15 protein-coding genes and 2 pseudogenes are annotated in these 20,644 nt (G+C 35.1%); 3 read left to right on the top strand and 14 right to left on the bottom strand.

The annotated features are described in order from the left end of the window. The first annotated feature begins 567 nt into the window (after positions 1 to 567). Positions 568 to 999: a conjugal transfer protein MobA gene (gene mobA, locus AO58_RS0110725; RefSeq protein WP_024981705.1), complete on the top strand. Its 432-nt coding sequence runs from the start codon at positions 568 to 570 to the stop codon at positions 997 to 999. Between the two features lie 7 nt (positions 1,000 to 1,006). Beyond that, positions 1,007 to 2,293, top strand: coding sequence for a conjugal transfer protein MobB (gene mobB, locus AO58_RS0110720; RefSeq protein ID WP_024981704.1), 1,287 nt, complete (start codon positions 1,007 to 1,009; stop codon positions 2,291 to 2,293). Between the two features lie 27 nt (positions 2,294 to 2,320). Here the strand turns inward: mobB and AO58_RS0110715 are convergent, their stop codons facing one another. Beyond that, complete coding sequence (locus AO58_RS0110715; protein WP_024981703.1) at positions 2,321 to 2,878, bottom strand: hypothetical protein; 558 nt, start codon at positions 2,876 to 2,878, stop codon at positions 2,321 to 2,323. A gap of 207 nt (positions 2,879 to 3,085) precedes the next feature. Here AO58_RS0110715 and mobC point away from each other — a divergent pair, with 207 nt between their 5' ends. Next, positions 3,086 to 5,086 carry a conjugal transfer protein MobC gene (mobC, locus tag AO58_RS0110710; RefSeq protein WP_024981702.1) on the top strand — a complete coding sequence of 667 codons (2,001 nt, stop codon included), beginning with the start codon at positions 3,086 to 3,088 and terminating at the stop codon, positions 5,084 to 5,086. 145 nt (positions 5,087 to 5,231) lie between these two features. On the opposite strand, the gene AO58_RS0110705 is transcribed toward mobC, so the two are convergent. The 13 genes and pseudogenes from AO58_RS0110705 to AO58_RS18295 form a co-directional block, all read right to left on the bottom strand. After that, the gene (locus tag AO58_RS0110705) at positions 5,232 to 7,475 is read right to left on the bottom strand and encodes a multicopper oxidase domain-containing protein (RefSeq protein ID WP_024981701.1); all 2,244 of its coding nucleotides are present in this window, start codon (positions 7,473 to 7,475) and stop codon (positions 5,232 to 5,234) included. 11 nt (positions 7,476 to 7,486) lie between these two features. Beyond that, a complete protein-coding gene (locus tag AO58_RS0110700; RefSeq protein ID WP_024981700.1) occupies positions 7,487 to 8,092 on the bottom strand; it encodes a class I SAM-dependent methyltransferase in 606 nt (201 codons plus the stop codon). 9 nt (positions 8,093 to 8,101) lie between these two features. After that, positions 8,102 to 9,346, bottom strand: a complete 1,245-nt coding sequence (locus AO58_RS0110695) for a type II restriction enzyme NmeDI-related protein (RefSeq protein WP_024981699.1) — start codon at positions 9,344 to 9,346, stop codon at positions 8,102 to 8,104. Between the two features lie 34 nt (positions 9,347 to 9,380). Beyond that, entirely contained in the window at positions 9,381 to 11,918 is a 2,538-nt protein-coding gene (locus tag AO58_RS0110690) for a heavy metal translocating P-type ATPase (RefSeq protein ID WP_024981698.1), read from the bottom strand. Between the two features lie 78 nt (positions 11,919 to 11,996). Continuing rightward, a pseudogene (locus AO58_RS17210) lies at positions 11,997 to 12,557 on the bottom strand (helix-turn-helix domain-containing protein). A gap of 81 nt (positions 12,558 to 12,638) precedes the next feature. Continuing rightward, positions 12,639 to 12,929, bottom strand: a complete 291-nt coding sequence (locus tag AO58_RS0110680; RefSeq protein ID WP_111410174.1) for a heavy metal-binding domain-containing protein — start codon at positions 12,927 to 12,929, stop codon at positions 12,639 to 12,641. A gap of 160 nt (positions 12,930 to 13,089) precedes the next feature. Further along, on the bottom strand, positions 13,090 to 14,307 hold the full coding sequence (locus AO58_RS0110675) for an efflux RND transporter periplasmic adaptor subunit (protein WP_024981696.1): 1,218 nt from the start codon (positions 14,305 to 14,307) through the stop codon (positions 13,090 to 13,092). Between the two features lie 2 nt (positions 14,308 to 14,309). Beyond that, complete coding sequence (locus AO58_RS0110670) at positions 14,310 to 15,557, bottom strand: heavy metal-binding domain-containing protein (RefSeq protein ID WP_024981695.1); 1,248 nt, start codon at positions 15,555 to 15,557, stop codon at positions 14,310 to 14,312. Next, positions 15,554 to 16,813, bottom strand: a complete 1,260-nt coding sequence (locus AO58_RS0110665; protein ID WP_024981694.1) for a TolC family protein — start codon at positions 16,811 to 16,813, stop codon at positions 15,554 to 15,556. The genes AO58_RS0110670 and AO58_RS0110665 overlap by 4 nt, the downstream gene beginning before the upstream one ends. Then, on the bottom strand, positions 16,800 to 18,737 hold the full coding sequence (locus AO58_RS0110660; RefSeq protein ID WP_024981693.1) for an efflux RND transporter permease subunit: 1,938 nt from the start codon (positions 18,735 to 18,737) through the stop codon (positions 16,800 to 16,802). Before AO58_RS0110660 ends, AO58_RS0110665 begins: the two co-directional genes overlap by 14 nt. A 10-nt stretch (positions 18,738 to 18,747) precedes the next feature. After that, positions 18,748 to 20,028: an efflux RND transporter permease subunit gene (locus tag AO58_RS0110655; RefSeq protein WP_024981692.1), complete on the bottom strand. Its 1,281-nt coding sequence runs from the start codon at positions 20,026 to 20,028 to the stop codon at positions 18,748 to 18,750. Between the two features lie 13 nt (positions 20,029 to 20,041). Beyond that, entirely contained in the window at positions 20,042 to 20,242 is a 201-nt protein-coding gene (locus AO58_RS18300; RefSeq protein ID WP_024981691.1) for a GDCCVxC domain-containing (seleno)protein, read from the bottom strand. Between the two features lie 69 nt (positions 20,243 to 20,311). Further along, positions 20,312 to 20,641: pseudogene (locus AO58_RS18295) on the bottom strand (MerC domain-containing protein); the annotation flags it as partial. Positions 20,642 to 20,644: the final 3 nt, after the last annotated feature.

The raw sequence follows: 20,644 nt of genomic DNA, 5'->3' as shown, positions 1-20,644 counted from the left end.
TATACGAATAGATCTGCATTATCAGACCTATTTCTGTGCAAACTCAAGTCTGCAAATCTGCACTTATTTAACTATGTGATTTTATAACCTCATCTGCATTTATCAACATCCATACGCTTGTATATACATAAGCGACTACATACATAATTGAGGAACTGCGTACCAACATAGTTATCTGTTTACATACGCTTGCAGGCACAAAGAAATGCAGATGTATACGTCCTTCTTATAAGTAAGAACCCATTGGCGTTCATTGACACTATTTGGCAATACTACACAGTGCAATACTTTACTGAAGAGGAATTTACTTTGTAAAGTGATTTTTATTAATGGATTTTATGCAAAAGCATTTCGATAAATCAGGTTATAAAGTGAACGGCCCGAAGCCGTTTTTCCCTGCTTTATTTAATCCGTCCCGCAGGGCGGATTTTTGTGTTCACATGAACACGGCAAGTTGTGTTTTGAGGCACTCGAAACCGAGTTCGTGCCTCAAAACAACTTGCCCTGCTGGGAGCTGAAAACCTTTCCGAAGTCAAGCTTTTTCTATGGTTAAAAAATGAATATGTGATGAAAGAAAACAGCAATACAAAACAGAATAAAGGCGGACGGACACCCAAGAGTGACCCTAGTATTCACCGCCACGTTTTTCGTCTTACAGACGAAGAAAATGCTAGATTAATATCTCTTTTTGAAACATCAGGAATGACCAACAAAGCAAAATTTATCATTTCCGTACTGTTTGGAAAAGAGGTGAAATCGATTAAAATTGATAAAGGAACGATTGATTTTTATATGCGATTGACCTCTTTTCACAGCCAATTCCGCTCCGTTGGAGTGAATTACAACCAGATTGTGAAGCTATTGTACCGTAATTTTTCAGAGAAAAAAGCAGCTGCTTATCTCTACAAATTAGAAAAACAGACGGCAGAAATGGCGGTATTATGCCAAAAAATCATTCAGATAACCGAAGAATTTGAAACAAAACATTTGAAAAAATAGTGTTGAAATGATAGCAAAAATCGGAAGAGGAAGCAATTTATATGGTGCATTGGCATACAATCAACTAAAAGTGGAAAAAGAAAACGGGCAAATTCTATTTACTAACAGAATAATAGAAACACCTAATGGACAGTATTCCGTTGCTCAGTTGGTTCGCTCTTTTGAACCTTATCTGATTGCCAACCGTAATACCGAAAAGCAAACTTTGCATATTTCTCTTAATCCTGACCCAAAGGATAATGTAAGTGATGAAAAGTTCAAACTAATAGCACAGGAGTATATGCAAGAAATGGGTTATGGGGAACAACCTTTTGTAGTATTCAAGCATACGGATATTGATCGCACCCATATTCATATTGTATCAGTTTGTGTGGATGAAGAAGGCAAAAAGATTTCGGATAAGTTCGAAAAAAGACGATCTATGAATGTATGTCGTGAACTCGAAAGTAAATACGGACTTCTATCAGCTACAGAGAAAGAGCACAAGCAAAATGATAATATTTTCCATCCTGTGAATTACCAAACAGGAGATATAAAAAGCCAGATTGCTTCGGTTGTCCGTCACCTACCTAAGTATTATAAGTTCCAGACGTTGGGAGAATACAATGCGTTACTTTCCCTGTTCAATATTACCACTGAAAAAGTAGAGGGAGAATTGCAGGGAAAAATTCGCCAAGGCTTATTGTACATTCCTTTAAATGAAAAAGGAGAAAGAGCTGGACATCCGTTCAAGGCTTCCTTATTCGGAAAGAATGCAGGGCTACCGACTTTGGAATTACATTTTGCAAAAAGCAAAGAGGCTTTGAAAGACCACCCGACAAAGCCAACCATTAAAGCTACTGTTACCATTGCCCTGCAATCAACAAGTGATGAGCAGGCTTTTAAAAAAAGATTAGGTGAACAGGGCATTAACGTAGTGGTACGGAGAAATGACACAGGGCGTATTTACGGAATAACTTTTATAGACCATAATTCTAAAGCAATTTGGAACGGTTCACGTTTAGGCAAAGAACTTTCTGCCAATACCTTAAATGATTATTGGAACCATAATATCAAACCCGACATTAAAAAGCCAGTTGAACTACAATCTAAAATATCAAAACCAAATTACACAGATCTTCCTGCAGAACAACCACATCATTTGTTCGACTTCCTGAATACTTCAGAAAAACATGAAGATGGTTTGATCGAAACATTGAGTGGCTTACTTCCCGAAGCACAGGGAGAAGATTACGAAGAACAGGATTTTGCCAATAAGATAAAAAAGAAAAGAAAACGTAAAAGAGGTCAGTAGGTTTTGTTGTTTATTATGAACTCCTAATTACAAAGACACTTTCAATCCCAATGCATAGCTCCAGTGCAAAATCTTCGGAACAGTTGGTGTCTTGAACTGATAAATACCATAGACATAAAATGAAAAAAGTATAAATGCTCCCCAACTCAATCCAATACACAATAAACCTTGTCGTTCTGTTAGATTGAACATACCAGCAACGAATGATTTTACTATTAATGCGGGAATAATACAGCATATTAACACACAGATTACCCACGGTAATATCCATAATTTCCTGTTCTTTGCCTGCAAGCCAATGATAGTTCCTTTAAAGAAATAAATAATGCAGAAAATAAGGTAGGTAAATAATAAGGAGAAACTCCAAATTTTAAATTTGTCGGTTTCTTCTCCCCAGAACTTTTGAGACAGTAAAAATCCGGCATAACAAAACATACCGAAAATAGCAGCTATTTTTAAGACAAAAATAAAACCCTCAACGACCATAAACATTAGCCCTGTAGCAGCCTCACTTTCTTCTCTTTTCCGAGCTTCATATTCCTCTTCACTTTCTCCAGGATCAGCATCAGGATTATTCCAATTCATATTATTTCCTTTAATATTGATTATCAAATTGATGAGTAAGTCAAAAAAATCAAGAGTTTAAATTTAATAAAAAAATCGTTATAAAATCTGAACCTGATTGAAACCACTTAACGCCAAACGCTGTCACGCAACGCTAATGTCTGCCACTTTTTTATAGCCACTCTTCACATCCTTTAAATTAACGCCCGAACATTTAATATTTGAAAAATGCAGGGAGAAGACGATTTAAGAGGATTAGCCAAGATTATGGCATTTATGAGAGCGGTAAGTATACTGATTGTGCTGATGCACTTTTACTGGTTCTGTTATGGGTTCTTTTTAGAAAGTTGCTGGACACTGGAGGTAGTCAATAAAATATTGAGAAACTTTGATCGAACGGTGAGCCTGTTTTCCCATACTCTTTACACCAAAATATTTGCTTTGCTCTTGCTGGCTTTGAGTTGCTTAGGAACAAAAGGCGTCAAGAATGAAAAAATAACATGGTCTAAAATATATATGACGTTGGGAATTGGATTTGTGCTGTTTTTTCTGAACACATCCTTATTAAAACTGCCATTAAACATCGCTACATTTCTTTATATCCTTACCACAGGTTTGGGCTATATCTCGCTGATGGTAACAGGAGTTTGGATTAGCCGGCTGCTCCGTACCAACCTAATGGACGATGTATTCAATAATGAGAACGAAAGTTTTATGCAGGAAACCAAACTAATGGAAAACGAGTATTCCGTGAATCTGCCGACTAAGTTCTGGTACAATAAAAAACAGCATAATGGATGGATTAATATTGTAAACCCTTTTAGGGCAACCATTGTATTAGGCACACCCGGTTCAGGGAAATCGTATGCTGTTGTAAACAATTATATTAAGCAGCATATTGAAAAAGGTTTTTCAATGTATATCTATGATTTTAAATTCGATGACCTATCTACAATTGCCTATAATCATTTACTAAAGCATGCGGATAAGTACAAAGTAAAACCGAAATTCTACATCATCAACTTTGACGATCCAAAAAAAAGCCACCGTTGCAACCCCATAAATCCTGATTTTATGACAGACATATCCGATGCCTACGAGTCAGCATATACCATTATGCTGAATCTTAACCGTTCTTGGATACAAAAACAGGGGGATTTCTTTGTAGAATCTCCAATCATCTTATTGGCTGCCATCATTTGGTTTCTTAAAATCTATGAAAACGGTAAATACTGCACGTTCCCTCATGCCATTGAATTACTAAACAAAAAGTATTCGGACGTATTTACGATTCTTACTTCCTATTCTGATCTGGAAAATTATCTATCACCCTTTATGGACGCTTGGCAAGGCGGCGCACAAGACCAATTGCAGGGGCAGATAGCGTCTGCGAAAATCCCTTTGTCAAGAATGATCTCCCCGCAATTGTATTGGGTTATGACCGGAGATGATTTTTCATTAGACATCAATAATCCCAAAGAACCGAAAATATTATGTGTAGGCAACAATCCAGATCGACAAAATATTTACTCTGCTGCGCTGGGGTTGTATAATTCTCGTATTGTAAAACTCATTAATAAGAAAGGACAGTTAAAGAGTTCTGTCATTATAGATGAGCTGCCTACAATCTACTTTAGAGGCCTGGATAATCTCATTGCAACAGCCAGAAGTAATAAAGTGGCAGTATGCCTCGGTTTTCAGGATTTTTCGCAGTTAACAAGGGATTACGGAGACAAAGAGAGCAAGGTGATTCAGAACACTGTCGGTAATATTTTTAGTGGTCAAGTAGTTGGTGAAACTGCCAAAGCCCTTTCGGAACGTTTTGGGAAAGTGTTGCAAAAAAGACAAAGCTTGTCAATCAACCGTAATGATACCTCGACATCAATTTCTACTCAATTGGACAGCCTCATTCCTGCATCTAAAATATCTACATTGACCCAAGGTATTTTTGTAGGTGCTGTGTCGGACAATTTTGATGAACGCATCGAGCAGAAAATATTCCATGCTGAAATTCTTGTCGACAATGAAAAAGTATCTGCTGAAACCAAAGCCTATCAAAAGATACCAGAGATTTTATCATTTGTAAAGAAGAATGGAGAAGACAATATGAAACAGGAAATAGAGGCCAATTACCGGCAGATAAAACAGGATATTGTTCAGATTATTGAAACTGAATTGGAGCGTATTAAAAATGATCCTGATTTAGAATACCTGATTAAAAAGAGATAATAAAAAAAGATATCCATTCAAGCAATTCGCAAAACAAAAAACTGAAAATTATAAGATTTTCGAGATTTTGACGCCATTTGGGCGTGTTATCCTAGTTTCAATTTGATTATCCTAGAAACTAAGAAGCTCTATATGCTTAATTGAATTAATAATTCAAACTTACTCCAATACCCCACCCCATGTCGCTATCATAGTGTGTTGTCAGTCCCATATTTTTTCCTAGAATATATCGTAAACCTGCCATATATTCATAATCCGTATTCCACATTAAATTCATTCTTAATCGTTTTGAAATAGGAATATCTTTTCGTTCAAATTGTATTCTAAAATAACCTCCCGTAAATATTTCTGCTTGTGCTACAATTAACAATGGTAAAGTATAATTTACACCAACACTTAAAAAATGCCGATTATCCTTTGTATTTGTTTGTCCGAACATATTTTTTTCAACTTCACCATCAGGCATTACTCTGTAACGCCAATCAAAACCAACAAAAGGCATCAACCATTGCATTTTGCCAATGTATCTTCCAATATGGGTTTCGGTTTCGTAACCGTGCATATCATTATATCCTAATCTCCATTCTGTTCCAATGCTCCAACGTGTGCTTTGGTACATTGCTTCTCCATCGTTACCATTTGTTGCAAAATCATTTTCTGCCATAAAATGAAATGCTCTGTCATCGGCAAATAATTTGCGCTGTGCGAGTTTTGGGTTTGGGATTTCGGGATTTGGAGCTTGGTTTTCATAGCTAAAAACTCTGCCCATTCCGCTCATCATATGGTACAAGATATGACAATGAAAAAACCAATCACCTTTTACATTTGCATTAAATTCCAAGGTATCGGTTTCCATTGGCATAATGTCCACAATATTTTTTAATGGTGCATAATCGCCTTGACCATTCAATAATCTGAAATCGTGACCGTGCAAATGCATTGGGTGTCGCATCATCGAATTATTATAAATTGTAATGCGGACATTTTCACCTTCTTTAATTAAAATTTTGTCAGCTTCTGAGACAACTTTGTTGTCTAAACTCCAAACATAGCGGTTCATATTTCCTGTGAGTTCAAATTTTAACTCTTTTACTGGAGCATCTTTTGGGAGTGTGGTTTTAGTTGGCGATTTCAGCATTGCATAATTTAAGGTTGTAATATCCGAAAGAGCATTACTGTTATAATCGGCTTCGGTCATTTTCATATCCATCATTTTTTTATCGGCTTTCTTTTTTTGTTCGCCTGTAATTTCCGGGTACATCACCACGTTCATATCCATTTGATTGAGACTCATTTGCATTCCCATATCGTCAAGGTCTCCGTTCATTTTCATCATTCCGTTCATCATTTTCATCCCTTCAAAATATTTAAGCTTAGGAAGAGGCTCAATAAGTTGTTTGATACCATCGCCAATAAAATAAGAGGCTGAATATAATCTATCTTCGGTGGTAGCCAAAAATTCGTAAGCCGTTTTATCCGCAGGAATAGTCACAACTACATCGTAAGTTTCAGAAACTCCAACAATTAATCTATCGACTTCTACTGGTTCGACATCGTTACCATCGTTTGCAACAACGGTAATTTTACCTCCTGCATAGGTAAGCCAAAAATAGGAAGATGCCCCACCGTTGGAAATTCTCAAACGAACTTTGTCTCCTGCTTTTAAAGGTTTGCCATCAATACTTTTAACATCTGTACTTGGCTTACCATTCATAAGGATTTTATCGTAAAATACATCGCTTACATCCATTGCATTCATCCGCTTCCACTCGTTTTTTACTTTTACACCAAAATACCCTTGCTTTATAGCTTCTGTGTAACTTTGGGTTGTTCCTTTTTTTATTGCTGGATAATCGTTTGCGTTATGCAACATCCGGTGTACGTTTTCCGGTTTAATATCCGTCCATTCGCTCAAAACAATTGGAACGGTTTGTAAATCATCAATTCCATTTCTAAAAGTTGGATCAGTCGTTTTTTTGAGCATTACAAAATTTCCATACATTCCGATTTGTTCTTGTAATCCTGTGTGACTGTGATACCAATGTGTGCCGTGTTGTATTATTGGAAATTTATACAAATGTGTAGTATGAGGTTTTATTGGCATTTGTGTCAAATTCGGTACACCATCTTCTTTGTTGGGTAAAAATAAGCCGTGCCAATGTAAAGAAGTATCTTCATTTAACTCATTATGCACATAAATTTCTGCAATGTCGCCTTCAGTAAATGTTAAAGTAGGCATTGGTATTTGTCCGTTTACGGCAATGGCTCTTTTTGGTTTGCCTGTAAAGTTTACAATTGTATCTCGAAGATATAAATCGTAGCGAACGATTTTTTGGGCTGATGCACTCAACACAAGAAATAATAGTATAATTGATAATTTTAATTTCATTATTTGATTTTTTAAATTCTTTTAAAAATACAAAACACAAAATTTTGCACTGTATTGAATGGTGTTTGATGGTCTTGATAAAAGCTGTCAATAATTTTAAATTTATCCGAAAATAAACCAACTAAATCTCGAATGGTATATTGTTTAATTTCTAATCCACTGCATTTTAATGGTCCATTATTAGAGAAAGTAGCCATTATTAAATAATTACTTGCATAGTTTTGAACAAGTGTTTTATACTTTTCAATTTGTTCCTTTTCAGTGAGAAAATGAAAGGTTGCTCTGTCGTGCCAAATATCATACGTTTCTTCGGGTTGAAATTCTGTAATATCAGAAACAATCCATTTCACTTTTTCGGATAATTTACCTAATCGGAATTTGGCTTTTTCAATAGCTTTTTCAGAAATATCCAAAACTGTAATATTCTCAAAACCTTGTTCTAAAAGATAATCTACCAAGTTACTGTCTCCTCCTCCAATATCTATAATTTTGGCTGTTTTGGGTAATTTGCAATTTGCAATTAATTGTAAAGAAGTTTCAGGTTTTTCTTGAGTCCAACTTACTTCGTTAGGCAGTTTCGTATCGTACACGTTTTCCCAATGTGTTTTATTTGTCATAGTTATTTTTTAAATTGATTTTGCGATTTTTTCCATAATAGAATGGTCAGTTCCAAACTTGCAAATCGCATCACAATTCGCCCTTAATTCTGAAAAAAGTATGTATTTGATATTCATTTTTGAATTTTTTATAACTGGCCGATTTAATTGTTGGATCACATCTTTCTCCCGACTGTCTGGAATAATAATATAAAAGACTTCTTCTCCATTGGAAATACTAAAATACAAATCAGATAAGCGTAAAATACCAGAATAAATACTGGTGCTTTTCTCCACTTCAAAAGCACCAATAATATTGTTTGTCCCTTTTTGAAACCAAAGAACATCAATTAATTTTATTGTGTTTTGAGTATCTTTATCTGTTGGCAATTCTGGAAATCTTGTAATTGAAATAAAAGAAAATTTTTGACCATTGAATTCTTTACTCTTATCATTACTGGCAGGCGTTACATCATAACCTAATGATGACCCAATTTTTAATAAGTGGTATTGCATTTCGTTGTGAAGATTTTCGGCCAGCTTTTCTTCCTGGATTTCTTTTTGACGTTTTAGTATGTTTTTTTCAAATTTTGTTCGTTCTTCTTCGCTTAGATATTCATCATTACCAATTAGCATTTTTTGAGTACCAATTTCAAAACACAATCCTGCAATTGCTCCTAAATCATTCGACAATTCGGATTTGTGCTTGGTATTTGTTTCTTTTAAAATTTCACGAATTTTAAGATATTCTGTCCAACTTCCTAGTTTCTTTTTGTCCTTGAAAAGAAAATTAAATCCGTTAAGAATTGCTGTATTGAATGGTGGAAACCAAGTCGGATGCAAGAAATATAAAATACTAGCGACTGCTGGTCCAAGCCCTTTTACTTTGAGTTCGTCTAATTTTACAATTTCTTTTACTACTTGTTCTTCCGTTTTGGCATTAATGCAGTTTTCGAGAAATTGACCAAAAGCAATTTTATTGTTTTGGTTTTCGTAAATATCTGGAATTCTTAATTTTGGTTTCCAATAAAAAGGATGTGCTACGCCAACAAAGACTTGTTTTTGTTCTGCTATACAACTTAATACAAATTCTAAACTACTGCCTTTAAAATCGTTTGGAAACGATTTGTTTTTAATATCCTCAATAACTTGTAAAACACCTCGCCGAATAGTCCTAAATGCTTTTAATCGTTGGTCGTTATCTACAAACCAAGTGTTGTAAACACTTTCGGTATCAACTTTATATTGTTGGATTATTTGAGTAAGGTTGTTCATTTTTTATACAGCTATAAATTATTTCTAATGCTTTTTATAATTTTAAACTTCTTAATCGCAAAGCATTTACAATTACAGAAACCGAGCTAAAACTCATTGCTAAAGCTGCAATCATTGGCGATAATAAAACTCCAAAAAATGGATACAAAACTCCCGCTGCAATTGGAACTCCTAAAACATTATAGAAGAAAGCAAAAAACAAGTTTTGTTTGATGTTTCGCATTACAGCGTGGCTCAAATTCTTGGCTTTTACGATACCTAGCAAATCGCCTTTTACTAGAGTTATTTTAGCACTTTCTATAGCTACGTCTGTTCCTGTTCCCATTGCAATTCCAATATTTGCTTGTGCCAATGCTGGAGCATCATTTATACCATCGCCTGCCATCGCCACAATTTTGCCTTCTGCTTGCAATTTTTTAATTTCTTTGAGTTTGTCTTCGGGTAAGCATCCTGCTTTATATGACGTCAACCCCAATTCATCAGCAACCGCTTTAGCTGTGTTTTCATTGTCTCCAGTAAGCATTACTACTTCAACACCCTGACGCATTAACTCTTTAATGGCTACTGCACTTGATTCTTTAATGGCATCGAAAATTGATACAAAACCAACAGCATTACCATCAACAGCTATGTATGAAACCGTTTTACCTAGTTTTTGTTCAGCAATAATTTTATTTTCTAAATCATCTGAAACTATTGCTTTGACTTGTTCCATTAGTTTTTTATTTCCTAATGCTACTTTTTTATCGGTAACTGTTCCTATAACTCCTTTGCCTGCAATGGCTTCGAAATCCTTTACCTCGATTAATGAAACTGTTTTTGATTTAGCATAATTGACTACAGCTTGTGCTAATGGATGTTCGCTGTATTGGTTTAATGAAGCTATGTTTTTAAGCAAATTATTTTCTTCATTATTTGAAGAAAATATCTTCTCAACAGAAGGTTTTCCCTCGGTTATTGTTCCTGTTTTGTCAGTAATTAACACATTAACTTTATTCATGTTTTCTAAAGCTTCAGCATTTTTTATAAGTACACCAGATTGCGCACCTTTACCAACGCCAACCATTACCGACATTGGCGTAGCTAATCCTAATGCACAAGGACAAGCAATAATTAATACCGCAATTGCATTAATGAATCCATAAACCAATGCTGGTTCTGGGCCAAATTTTGCCCAAACGAAAAATGTTATTGCGGAGATAATCACCACTACTGGCACAAAATATTTAGCGATACTGTCGGCTAATTTTTGAATTGGTGCTCTTGAACGACTGGCATCATTTACCATCTGCACTATTTGGGAAAGCAAAGTTTCTGAACCTACTTTTTCGGCAATCATTACAAAGGACTTGTTACCGTTTATGGTTCCGGCAATAACATTATCATCTTTCTTTTTGTCAACGGGTATTGGTTCGCCAGTAATCATAGCTTCATCAATACTACTTTCTCCATCGGTAATTTTTCCGTCAACTGGAATTTTATCTCCGGGTTTTACTCTCAGTAAATCACCTTTTTTGATATCATGAATAGAAATTACTTTGTCACCTCCATCTGCTACTAAAGTAGCCTCAGTTGGTGCCAATTTAAGTAATGCTTTAATAGCTCCGCTGGTTTGGCTGTGTGCTCTGGCTTCGAGTAGTTGCCCCAATAAAACTAAAGTCAGAATAACTGTTGTAGCCTCGAAGTACAGTAATACTGCCCCATGTTCTGTTTTAAATTCACTAGGAAAAATGTCTGGGAAAAACATGCCGACCAAACTAAATAAAAAAGCCACTCCTGTACCAATTCCGATAAGGGTGAACATATTTAAATTCCATGTAATTATTGATTTCCAAGCGCGAACAAAAAATATCCAACAGGCATAAAAAACAACTGGAAGTGATAAAATAAGCTGTACCCAATTCCACTTAGTGGCATCCATTAGTTGAAGCAAAGGATTATTATGTGCCATTTCTATCATAGCAATAGCGAAAATAGGAACTGTAAATACGACCGCTATTTTCATTTTCTTTACCAAATCTTTATACGTCTTTTGGTCTTCACTATCACTAGGTTCCATCGGTACCAAATCCATTCCGCAAATAGGACACGAACCTGGTATTTCACTAATTACTTCAGGATGCATCGGACAAGTATATAAGGCTTTATTAACTGTTAAATCGGGTGCTTTTACTAAATCCATTCCACATACAGGACAGTCGCCTGCTTTGTCATATAGTTTTTCGCCTTCACAATGCATTGGACAGTAGTATTTTCCCTGAGCATTGCTTGGTATAACAGTTTCTTTTTTATGCTCATGAGAATGCGTAGAGCAGCAGGATTTTGCTGTAGTTTCATTAGCTGGTGCCTGTACTAGGATCTTGCCATTATTCATTTCTATGGTGTATTTCCCAACTGCTGTCAATGCTTCTTGTAACTGTGTTGTTGGAATATGTTTTTCCATAGTTATAGTTGCGATGGGTGGATTTAATGCAACTTTTGCCTCAACTCCTTCAATAGTATTCAATGCTTTTTCGACTTTAGAGCGACAACCATCGCAAGTCATACCGGTAATGCTGTAAGTATGTATCATCTTCTATATTATTTTAATACAAATTTCTATCATAATTGTTTTTTGCATTTGCACAATTTTGGGTATGATATGCAAGATTTACAAATCTTCTATTTGCTTTCTTTTAATGGTTTTTATGTTCTTGAAGTAAGTTGGCGAAAAGCCAGTTACTTTTTTGAATTGATTACTCAAATGCGAAACAGTACTATAATTTAAAGAGTAGGCAATTTGGCTTAAAGATAATTCATCATAAATAATCAATTCTTTTACTTTCTCAATTTTCTGATTGATGAAATACTTCTCAATAGTAGTATTTTCAACTTCCGAAAACAGATTACTCAAGGTGTTATAGTCTTGATGGAGTTCTTGTGAAATATAACTGGATAAGTTACTTTTCAAATCATTGTTTTTATTTTGAACCAAATCAATAATCAATGTTTTAATCTTATCGATTGTTTTACTTTTCTTATTGTCAATTAAATCAAAGCCAATTGCACGAAGTTTTTTTAACAATTCGCTTTTTTGATTTTCGTTAATGTCACTTTTCAATTCAACTTCACCTTACTCAACTGAAAAAGGATTAATTCCCATACTTTCAAATACAGACTTTACTACCATTTTACAACGGCCGCATACCATATTTTTGATATAAATTTTCATAGTAAACAGGTTTAATTAATATAAACTAACCCTGCTAAGTTCATAACAAGGTTAATTATAGTTTCTTCCCCAAATTAGGTGTTATTTGTTTTCTTCTTTTTTCTCAGGAACAAGTTCTGTTAATTTCATCCCACATTTTGAACATTTGTCATTCAGTTTTCCTTGCACTTCCGGGTGCATTGGGCATGCATACATTTTTTCATGATTTTTCATTGTACTGTTTTTGTCGTTTATCGTTATACTGTCATTATCCATCATTGTACTATCGTTGCTCATCATATTAGAATGATCCGTTGAAGCTTCTTTGTTTTTTTGGTTACAGGAAACCAATACAAATACCATTACTATGGCTGAAAAGATTATTTTTTTCATTTTATCGGATTTTAATTTACAGATTACTTTCTGTTATATAAATATATAGTTTACTGTTTTGTAAATTGTTATACTATTATTTTTTTGATTTATGTAATTCTCCCCAACCATTTTACTCTTTTTTAAGAGCTTGATTATTTTCGATGCCCAATGAGTATTTTTACATTTTCATCCCCTCCATTGGGTCACTTCCTTTTCGGAATTTATATTCACTGTTTATGGCATAAGCACCTGTAATCACTACTTTTTTTGACGGATCCAAATCGGATTTGATTTCAATCATTCCATTGGTTTCTATTCCTGTTTCTACCATAACATTTTCAAATATTCCCGGTCTTTTTTCAACCCAAATATAGGAAGCGTTTTCTTCTCGAATAACTGCATCAATCGGGATAAAAAGTCCTTTAGCATTTGATTGTGTCAATTTTACAACCGCCTGCATTCCCGGTTTTAACTGTAAACCCTGATTTGGAATTTCCATTCGAATTAACAGCAATCGGGTATCTGGATTTATTTCAGGATTGATAAAGGCAACTTGGGTATTTATTGTTTTATCTGGGAAATCACTAAAAGTAACATTGGCTTTTTGACCTATTTTAAGGTTTTTGGCATAGTTTACGTTTACTTGTGTTTCTAACCAAAGGCTGTTTAAATCAGCGATTTTTATTATTCCCGAACCTTCCATTACATAACTTCCTTCTGTAGCTACAATTTCAGAAATTGTTCCGCTATGAGAACTGTAAAATATGGTATTTGGTGAAACCTCTTTATTGGTTTTAATGTTTTCAATTTGGGCATTGGTAAGACCATAAAAAAGAAGTTTTTGCTTCGCGCTGGCTAGCATGTTTTTTGCGTTTTTCCCAAAATCTCCTGGCATTGACAGTTGCTTGAATGCCGTGAAATAATCCTGTTTGGCTATGGCGATATCTTCACTGTATAATTGATAAACTGCTTGGTTTTTGGCAACATAATCTCCAACTGTTTTGAAAAATAATTTTTCAATTCGCCCCATCGCTCTTGATGAAACGGAATTGATTTTATCCTGATTTATAGCTAAAGTACCCGTGTAATTTTGGTTTACACTACTTTGGGATGTTGTAATAGACTGAAGACTAATATTACCCAATCGGATTTGCTGTTTGCTCAAACTTATTTCATTTGAGTTAGTTTTATCGAGTTTTACGGGAGTTAAATGCATATGACAAATCGGACATTTGCCTGGTTTGTCTTCTTTTATCTGAGGATCCATCGAGCAAGTGTAGAAAGTTGTTTCATCAGTCATTTTATGTTCACTATGATCTTCCTTGTTTTTCGAATTGCAAGCTATCATTACCATAAGTAGTATTGATAGTAAAGTTATTATTTTTAATGTCTTCATCTTTATTCGGTTTTAATGAAGCTTTCGCTGTCAATTAGATATTGTGCGTTTTTGGCAATTGTATCTCCCACAGAAACGCCTCCAATAATTTGAACAAAATCATCAATTTCAAGACCCGTTTGTATTGCTGTTGCTTTGAAACCATTGTCCAATTTTTGAAAAACAACTTTTTTGTTACCTAGACTAACCAAAGCTTGTTTTTGCAACCATAATCCCTTTGTAGAATTTAATTGCACTATACCTTGTAATCTTGTACCAATGGGTAATTTTAGAGTTGAATTATTCAAATACACTCGGATTTTGTTGGTTTTATCAGTCGAATTCAATTGTGTTTCAATAAAATTTATTTTTGCGTAAATATTATTCTTTTCATCCAATTCAGAAGTAATATCAATAGACTGATTCATTTTAATAAGGCTATTGTAACCTTGCAAAACATTGAAAATACCCCAAACTTTATCGGTATTCGCTAACTTGAAAACAACTTCCCCTTTTGTAATATAGTTTCCCTGTTTGACATCCAAAGTTTCTGTGTTGCTACTTGTATTGGACATAGGAGAAACACTAGAACTAGTCATCTTTTCGGTTCCCGTGATGATTCCGTTAGCGGGACTGTAAATAACGATTACAGGATTCACTTTTTTAGCGGAAGCCAATGTGTTAACTTGATTATTGGACATTCCATAAAGTAATAATTTTTGCTTGGCGGAATTAATAATCGATGTGTTTTGACTGTCATTGGAAATCAAATAGATAAAATTTTGCTGTTCGTTCAATAATTCAGGGCTGTATATTTCAAATATTTTTTGTCCTTTGGTTACTTTTTGGTACTTATAGTTGACGTACATTTTTTCAATTCTACCACTTATTCTCGCTGAAATATTTACAGATGAATTCGGATCGTAACTCACTATTCCGGGTAAACTGATTTCGCTATTTATAACTGTGTCTTTTACCGTTGTGGTTTGATAATTTCCCACAACAAAACTATCAGTAGGTTTCAAAAGATCGTTGATAGAGTCATTTTTTTCAGAATGGTCTTCGGTTACTTTTTTTACTAAAGTCATTCCGCAAATAGGACAACTGCCCGGTTTGTCTTTGATAACTTCAGGGTGCATCGAGCAAGTGTAAACCTCATTTTGATGTTCCATTTCAGAATGTTTTCCTGATTTTGTTGCAAAAAAATAGATTGTAATTCCAATAAAAACTACGACCAAAAATAGTATTGCAAATTTTAAATATCTGTTCATAATTTTTCGGTTTCAAGTTGTTTTTCTATTTCTACTTGTGTCGCTAAAATCGATTTTAATTTGTCGAAAGCATCGATTTGAGTCATATTCATCGCTTCCCACGCATCCAAGGCTACGAATAAATCTCCGGTGTTATTTTGCCAAGCTAAAATGGCGGTATCATAATTTCGTTTCAAAGCTGGAATAATATTGTCCTGCGTAATTTGGTATTGCTTTTTCAGATTCAAAAACTCAGCATTCATTCCTTTTATCATACCGCTTGCTTCGTTCGCAATCATCTGTTTTTGCCAATCCAAACTTTCGTTTTTTATTCGATAGCTTTCCATATTGGCTTTATTCATTTTGGTTGAATAAGGCATTGGAATAGTGACCATTCCCATCAATGAAAATTGTTGTGGCTGATTGCCAAAAGCGAACATATGGTCGTATTTTACACCAAATTCAGGTCTGGTTGCCACTTTTTCAACCTCTATTTTCAGGTTGTTGATTTCTTTGGTTTTATCAATGGCTTTGATATCACTACGGTTGTTGATGTAGGGAGACAAATCGGTTTCGAAGAGATTGAAATCTTTAATCTCGTAATTGGAATCAATTTCTAAATCCTCGTTTTTATTACGAGCCATTAATGTATTGAGCATATATTTTCGCTGTGATACATCATTTTCCAACATCACAATCATACTTTGCAAAGTGGCATATTGTGATTTTGCTTTGTAATAGGACGGCAATTTATCCATATTGTACTGATAACGTATTTCCATACTTTTAATCATATAATCTAGAAGCAGAAGATTGTCTTGGGCAATTTTTATTTTTTTCTTAATGATAATCCATTCATAATAATAGGTTTTGGCCAATGCATTTAATTGATTGAGCGTGAAGTTTTTATTTTCACTTTCGACTGATGACATTGCTTTCATCAAATTTTCATTGGCATTCAACTTAGAAGCATTCGGAATCATTTGGGTAACGCCTAACATATAACTCCCCATTCCTGGTTCCATTTCATTGGCTTTCCATAGATTGGAATTGTACGGAGTCATAAAGAAACCCGTTTCCACTTGCGGTGGCATCCAACTTCTGGCTCCTTTGGCCGAAGCATCCATACTCTGAATATCTGCATCGTACATTTTCAGTTGGGGATTATTTGTCTTGATGGTACTCAAGACATTATCCAAAGTAAGTGTTTGGGCTTTAGTATTTGTAAAGCTTAAAACCAAACAACTCAGGGCGATATAAAATTTAATGTTTTGCATCTATGAGACTAATTTTTCCTTTTGTTCTTAACTCGTGAAGTTTCACCATTTCAAAAACAACCGGGGTTACTAATAATACATAAATTGTTGAAGTAATTGTTCCTCCTATGAGCGGAACAGTGATTGGGAGCATCACATCTGCTCCTGTTCCCGTTGCCCAAAGAATGGGGATTAATCCAAATAATGAAACAGAAACTGTCATCAGTTTTGGACGTAATCGTTTGGCAGAACCATCAATAATATACTCTCTCACTATTTCTTCTGTTAGGGTTTCTTTGCTGTTACCGTGTTTTTCGACCATTTTGTTCATCGCTTCATTCAAATATATAGTGATTAACATAGCTGTTTCGACAGCCAAACCAAACAAAGCAATAAAACCGACTGCTACAGCCACCGATAAATTAATCCCATAGAAATACACCATAAAAACTCCCCCTATTAATGCAAACGGAACCGTTATCATTGTAATCAAAGCCTCTTTCATAGAATGATAAGTGAAATAGAGAATGAGGAAAATAATCACGACAACAATTGGCAGAATTAAACCCAATGTTTTGTTGGCTCTGATTTGGTTTTCCCATTGACCGCTCCATTCCACATAATACCCTTTGGGCATTTTGGTTATCATTTCATTCAGTTTTTTCTGTGCTTCTTTGACGGTACTTCCTAAATCACGGTCACGAACATTAAACAATACACTTCCACGAAGCATTGCATTTTCGCTGTTTATCATTGGCGGGCCATCGCTTATTTTTACATCGGCAACCGTTTCCAAAGGAATTGGGCCAAAATCCATTGTTTGTACTTGTAGCTTTTTCAAGGCTTCAATACTACTTCGATATTCTTGTGCATATCGTGCGTTTACCGAAAAACGCTGTCTTCCCTCGATGGTTGTGGTGAGTTTCATACCTCCAATTGAAGCTTCCACTACATTGTTAATATCATCGATGCTTAGTCCGTATCTGCCAATAACTTCTCTTTTGGGTTCAATATCAATGTATTTTCCGCCCGTAATAGGTTCAGCGTACAAGTCTTTTACTCCCGAAGTTCCATCCAATGCCATTTTTATTTTTTGTGATAAAGCATTAATGGTGTCTAAATTTTCCCCGTAGATTTTTATTCCCACATCGGTTCTGATACCTGTAGAAAGCATATTGATACGATTGATAATCGGTTGTGTAAAACCATTGGTTACTCCCGGTATTTGCAGTTTATTGTTTATATCATTTATAATATCCGCTTTTGTTTTACCTTCTCTCCATTCGTTGTGGGGCTTCAGCAAAATAATTGTTTCAATCATACTTATGGGGCTGTTGTCCGTTGCTGTATTGGCTCTGCCTGCTTTTCCTAAAACGTGAGCCACTTCGGGAATTGATTTTATCAATCGGTCCTGAACCTGTAAAATTCGTTTCACTTCAGAATTGGACACATCGGGCAATGTTACAGGCATAAATAAAACAGAACCTTCGTCGAGCGGAGGCATAAATTCAGAACCAAGTCTTGTAAACATTAACACACCAATTAACAGCGCCACAATATTGACTGCCAAAACTGTTTTTCTCCATTTTAAACAAAGCGTCAAAATTGGAGTATAAATGCTTTCCAATTTTCTGTTTATCGGATTTTTATTTTCTGTACGAAGTTTGCCTTTAAGTAAAAAACTAATCAGCACAGGAGTAAGTGTAATCGCAAAAAACGCATCCACAATTAGTATAAAAGATTTTGTCCAAGCCAATGGACTAAACAATTTACCCTCCATTCCCGTAAGCAGGAATACGGGTAAAAATGAAGCAATTACTATTATTGTCGAATAAAAAACACCCGGTCCAACCAATTTGGAAGAGGATTCAATTAGCTTCAGTTTCTCATCGGAAGATAACGGGTCATTTTCTTTTTTGAATATATTTTTCAGTTTATCTTTCATTTTACGTAACTTATTGGTTATTATCCATTTCTTCCTGTTTCTCAGAAATTGTCCTATACGCATTCTCTACCATTACAATTCCGTCATCAACCAAAACACCAATTGCTAAAGCAATTCCCGTGAGTGACATAATATTTGAAGAAATTCCAAAAGCCTGCAGGAAGATAAAGGCAACCGCCACCGAAATTGGTATTTGTATCAAGATAATTAATGCGCTTCGCCAATGAAAAAGAAAAAGCAACACCACTATTGAAACGGCAATCATTTCTTCGATTAGCGTTCCTTTGACAGATTCAATTGCTTTCTCAATCAATTCGCTTCTGTCATAAGAGGTTTTAAAAGTTACGCCCTCGGGTAGTCCTTTCTCCACTTCTTTCATTTTGGCTTTGACCGCTTTTATGACATTATCTGCATTTTCTCCGTATCGCATAACTACGATACCACCAACGACTTCTCCTGTGCCATTTTCATCAAAAATACCCAAACGCAAATCGCCTCCCATTTGAATGGAACCGATATCTTTTACCCGCACCGGAATAGAATTGTAATTTTTGATGGCAATTTCTTCTACGTCCTTTATGTTTTTTATATACCCCAAACCCCTTATGATGTATGACATATCACTCATTTCGAATTTCCGTCCTCCTACATCATTATTATTGGCTTTAACAGCATTCATCACTTCCATCATAGTGACTTTATAATATTGCATTTTCAAAGGATCCAAAACCAATTGGTATTGTTTTTCAAAGCCTCCAAAAGAAGCTACTTCAGCAACTCCTGGAACCGTTTGCAATGCAAATTTCACGTACCAATCCTGCAAAGCTCTTTGCTCTCCCAAATCCATACCATTGGCATCTAAATGATACCAAAATATGTGACCAACACCCGTACCGTCTGGTCCTAGCGTAGGAACTACATTTTGGGGCAAAAGACGCTGGGCATAATTCAGTCTTTCTAAAACTCTTGTTCTAGCCCAATAAATATCTACGTTGTCCTCAAAAACAATATATACGAAGCTCATCCCAAACATAGAAGCACCACGAATATTCTTGACTTTTGGAATTCCCTGAAGATTTGAAACCAAAGGATAAGTTACTTGCGCTTCTATAACCTGCGGACTTCTTCCCATCCATTCTGTAAATACAATTACTTGATTTTCGGACAAATCGGGAATGGCGTCAATAGGATTTTGTTGCACACTATAAACACCCCAAGCAAATAAACAGGCCGAAACGAGCAAGACAACGAATCGGTTTTTTAATGAAAATGATATTAATTTTTCTACCATAATATTTTAATTTTTAACAACATTTATCTCCTGCTTGTATAGGGGGACATTTTACAGTGCCATAGCTACAAAAAACACAGCAATCTCCTTGTTTTGGTCTTAAAACTGTTTTGCACTTTTCACATTCATAAAAAAATTGACAAGCATCCGTTGGCATCATTTCATCTTTTTTGTGTCCGCAGTTTGGACAAGTTAAAGTTGATTTTAGCTCCACTGATTTACCGTTATAAATGGTGCAGGTTTCACAATTACCACCTAATTTATTATAGTAGTAATTAAGGACAGTCGCAATTAGTAGCCCAAACATACCGATGTAGATATGTTGAAAATCATTACTGAAATAATATCCATATAAAATGACTATTCCACTTGGAATAGCAAACAATAATGGATAAAGACTGTGATGCTTTCTATAAGAAAAAATCAAGCCTGCAATTGATATTAAAATCATTGCCTGAAATATCCACATTGTCCATCCGCCAAACAATTCGAAACTGCCCAAACCGAAAGCTGAAGCCACGAATGCAAAAAGGGGAAAACAGCAAGGAGAAAATAATGCCGTGAAGAAAAGTCCAAGTGTACCTAGTTTATCTATATTATTGTTTAATTTCATTTT

This window comes from Flavobacterium succinicans LMG 10402 (genome assembly GCF_000611675.1).
In the GTDB taxonomy this organism is placed as follows: domain Bacteria; phylum Bacteroidota; class Bacteroidia; order Flavobacteriales; family Flavobacteriaceae; genus Flavobacterium; species Flavobacterium succinicans.
The sequence above is the reverse complement of the archived record's forward strand: the minus strand, read 5'-3'. Positions and strand labels throughout refer to the sequence as shown.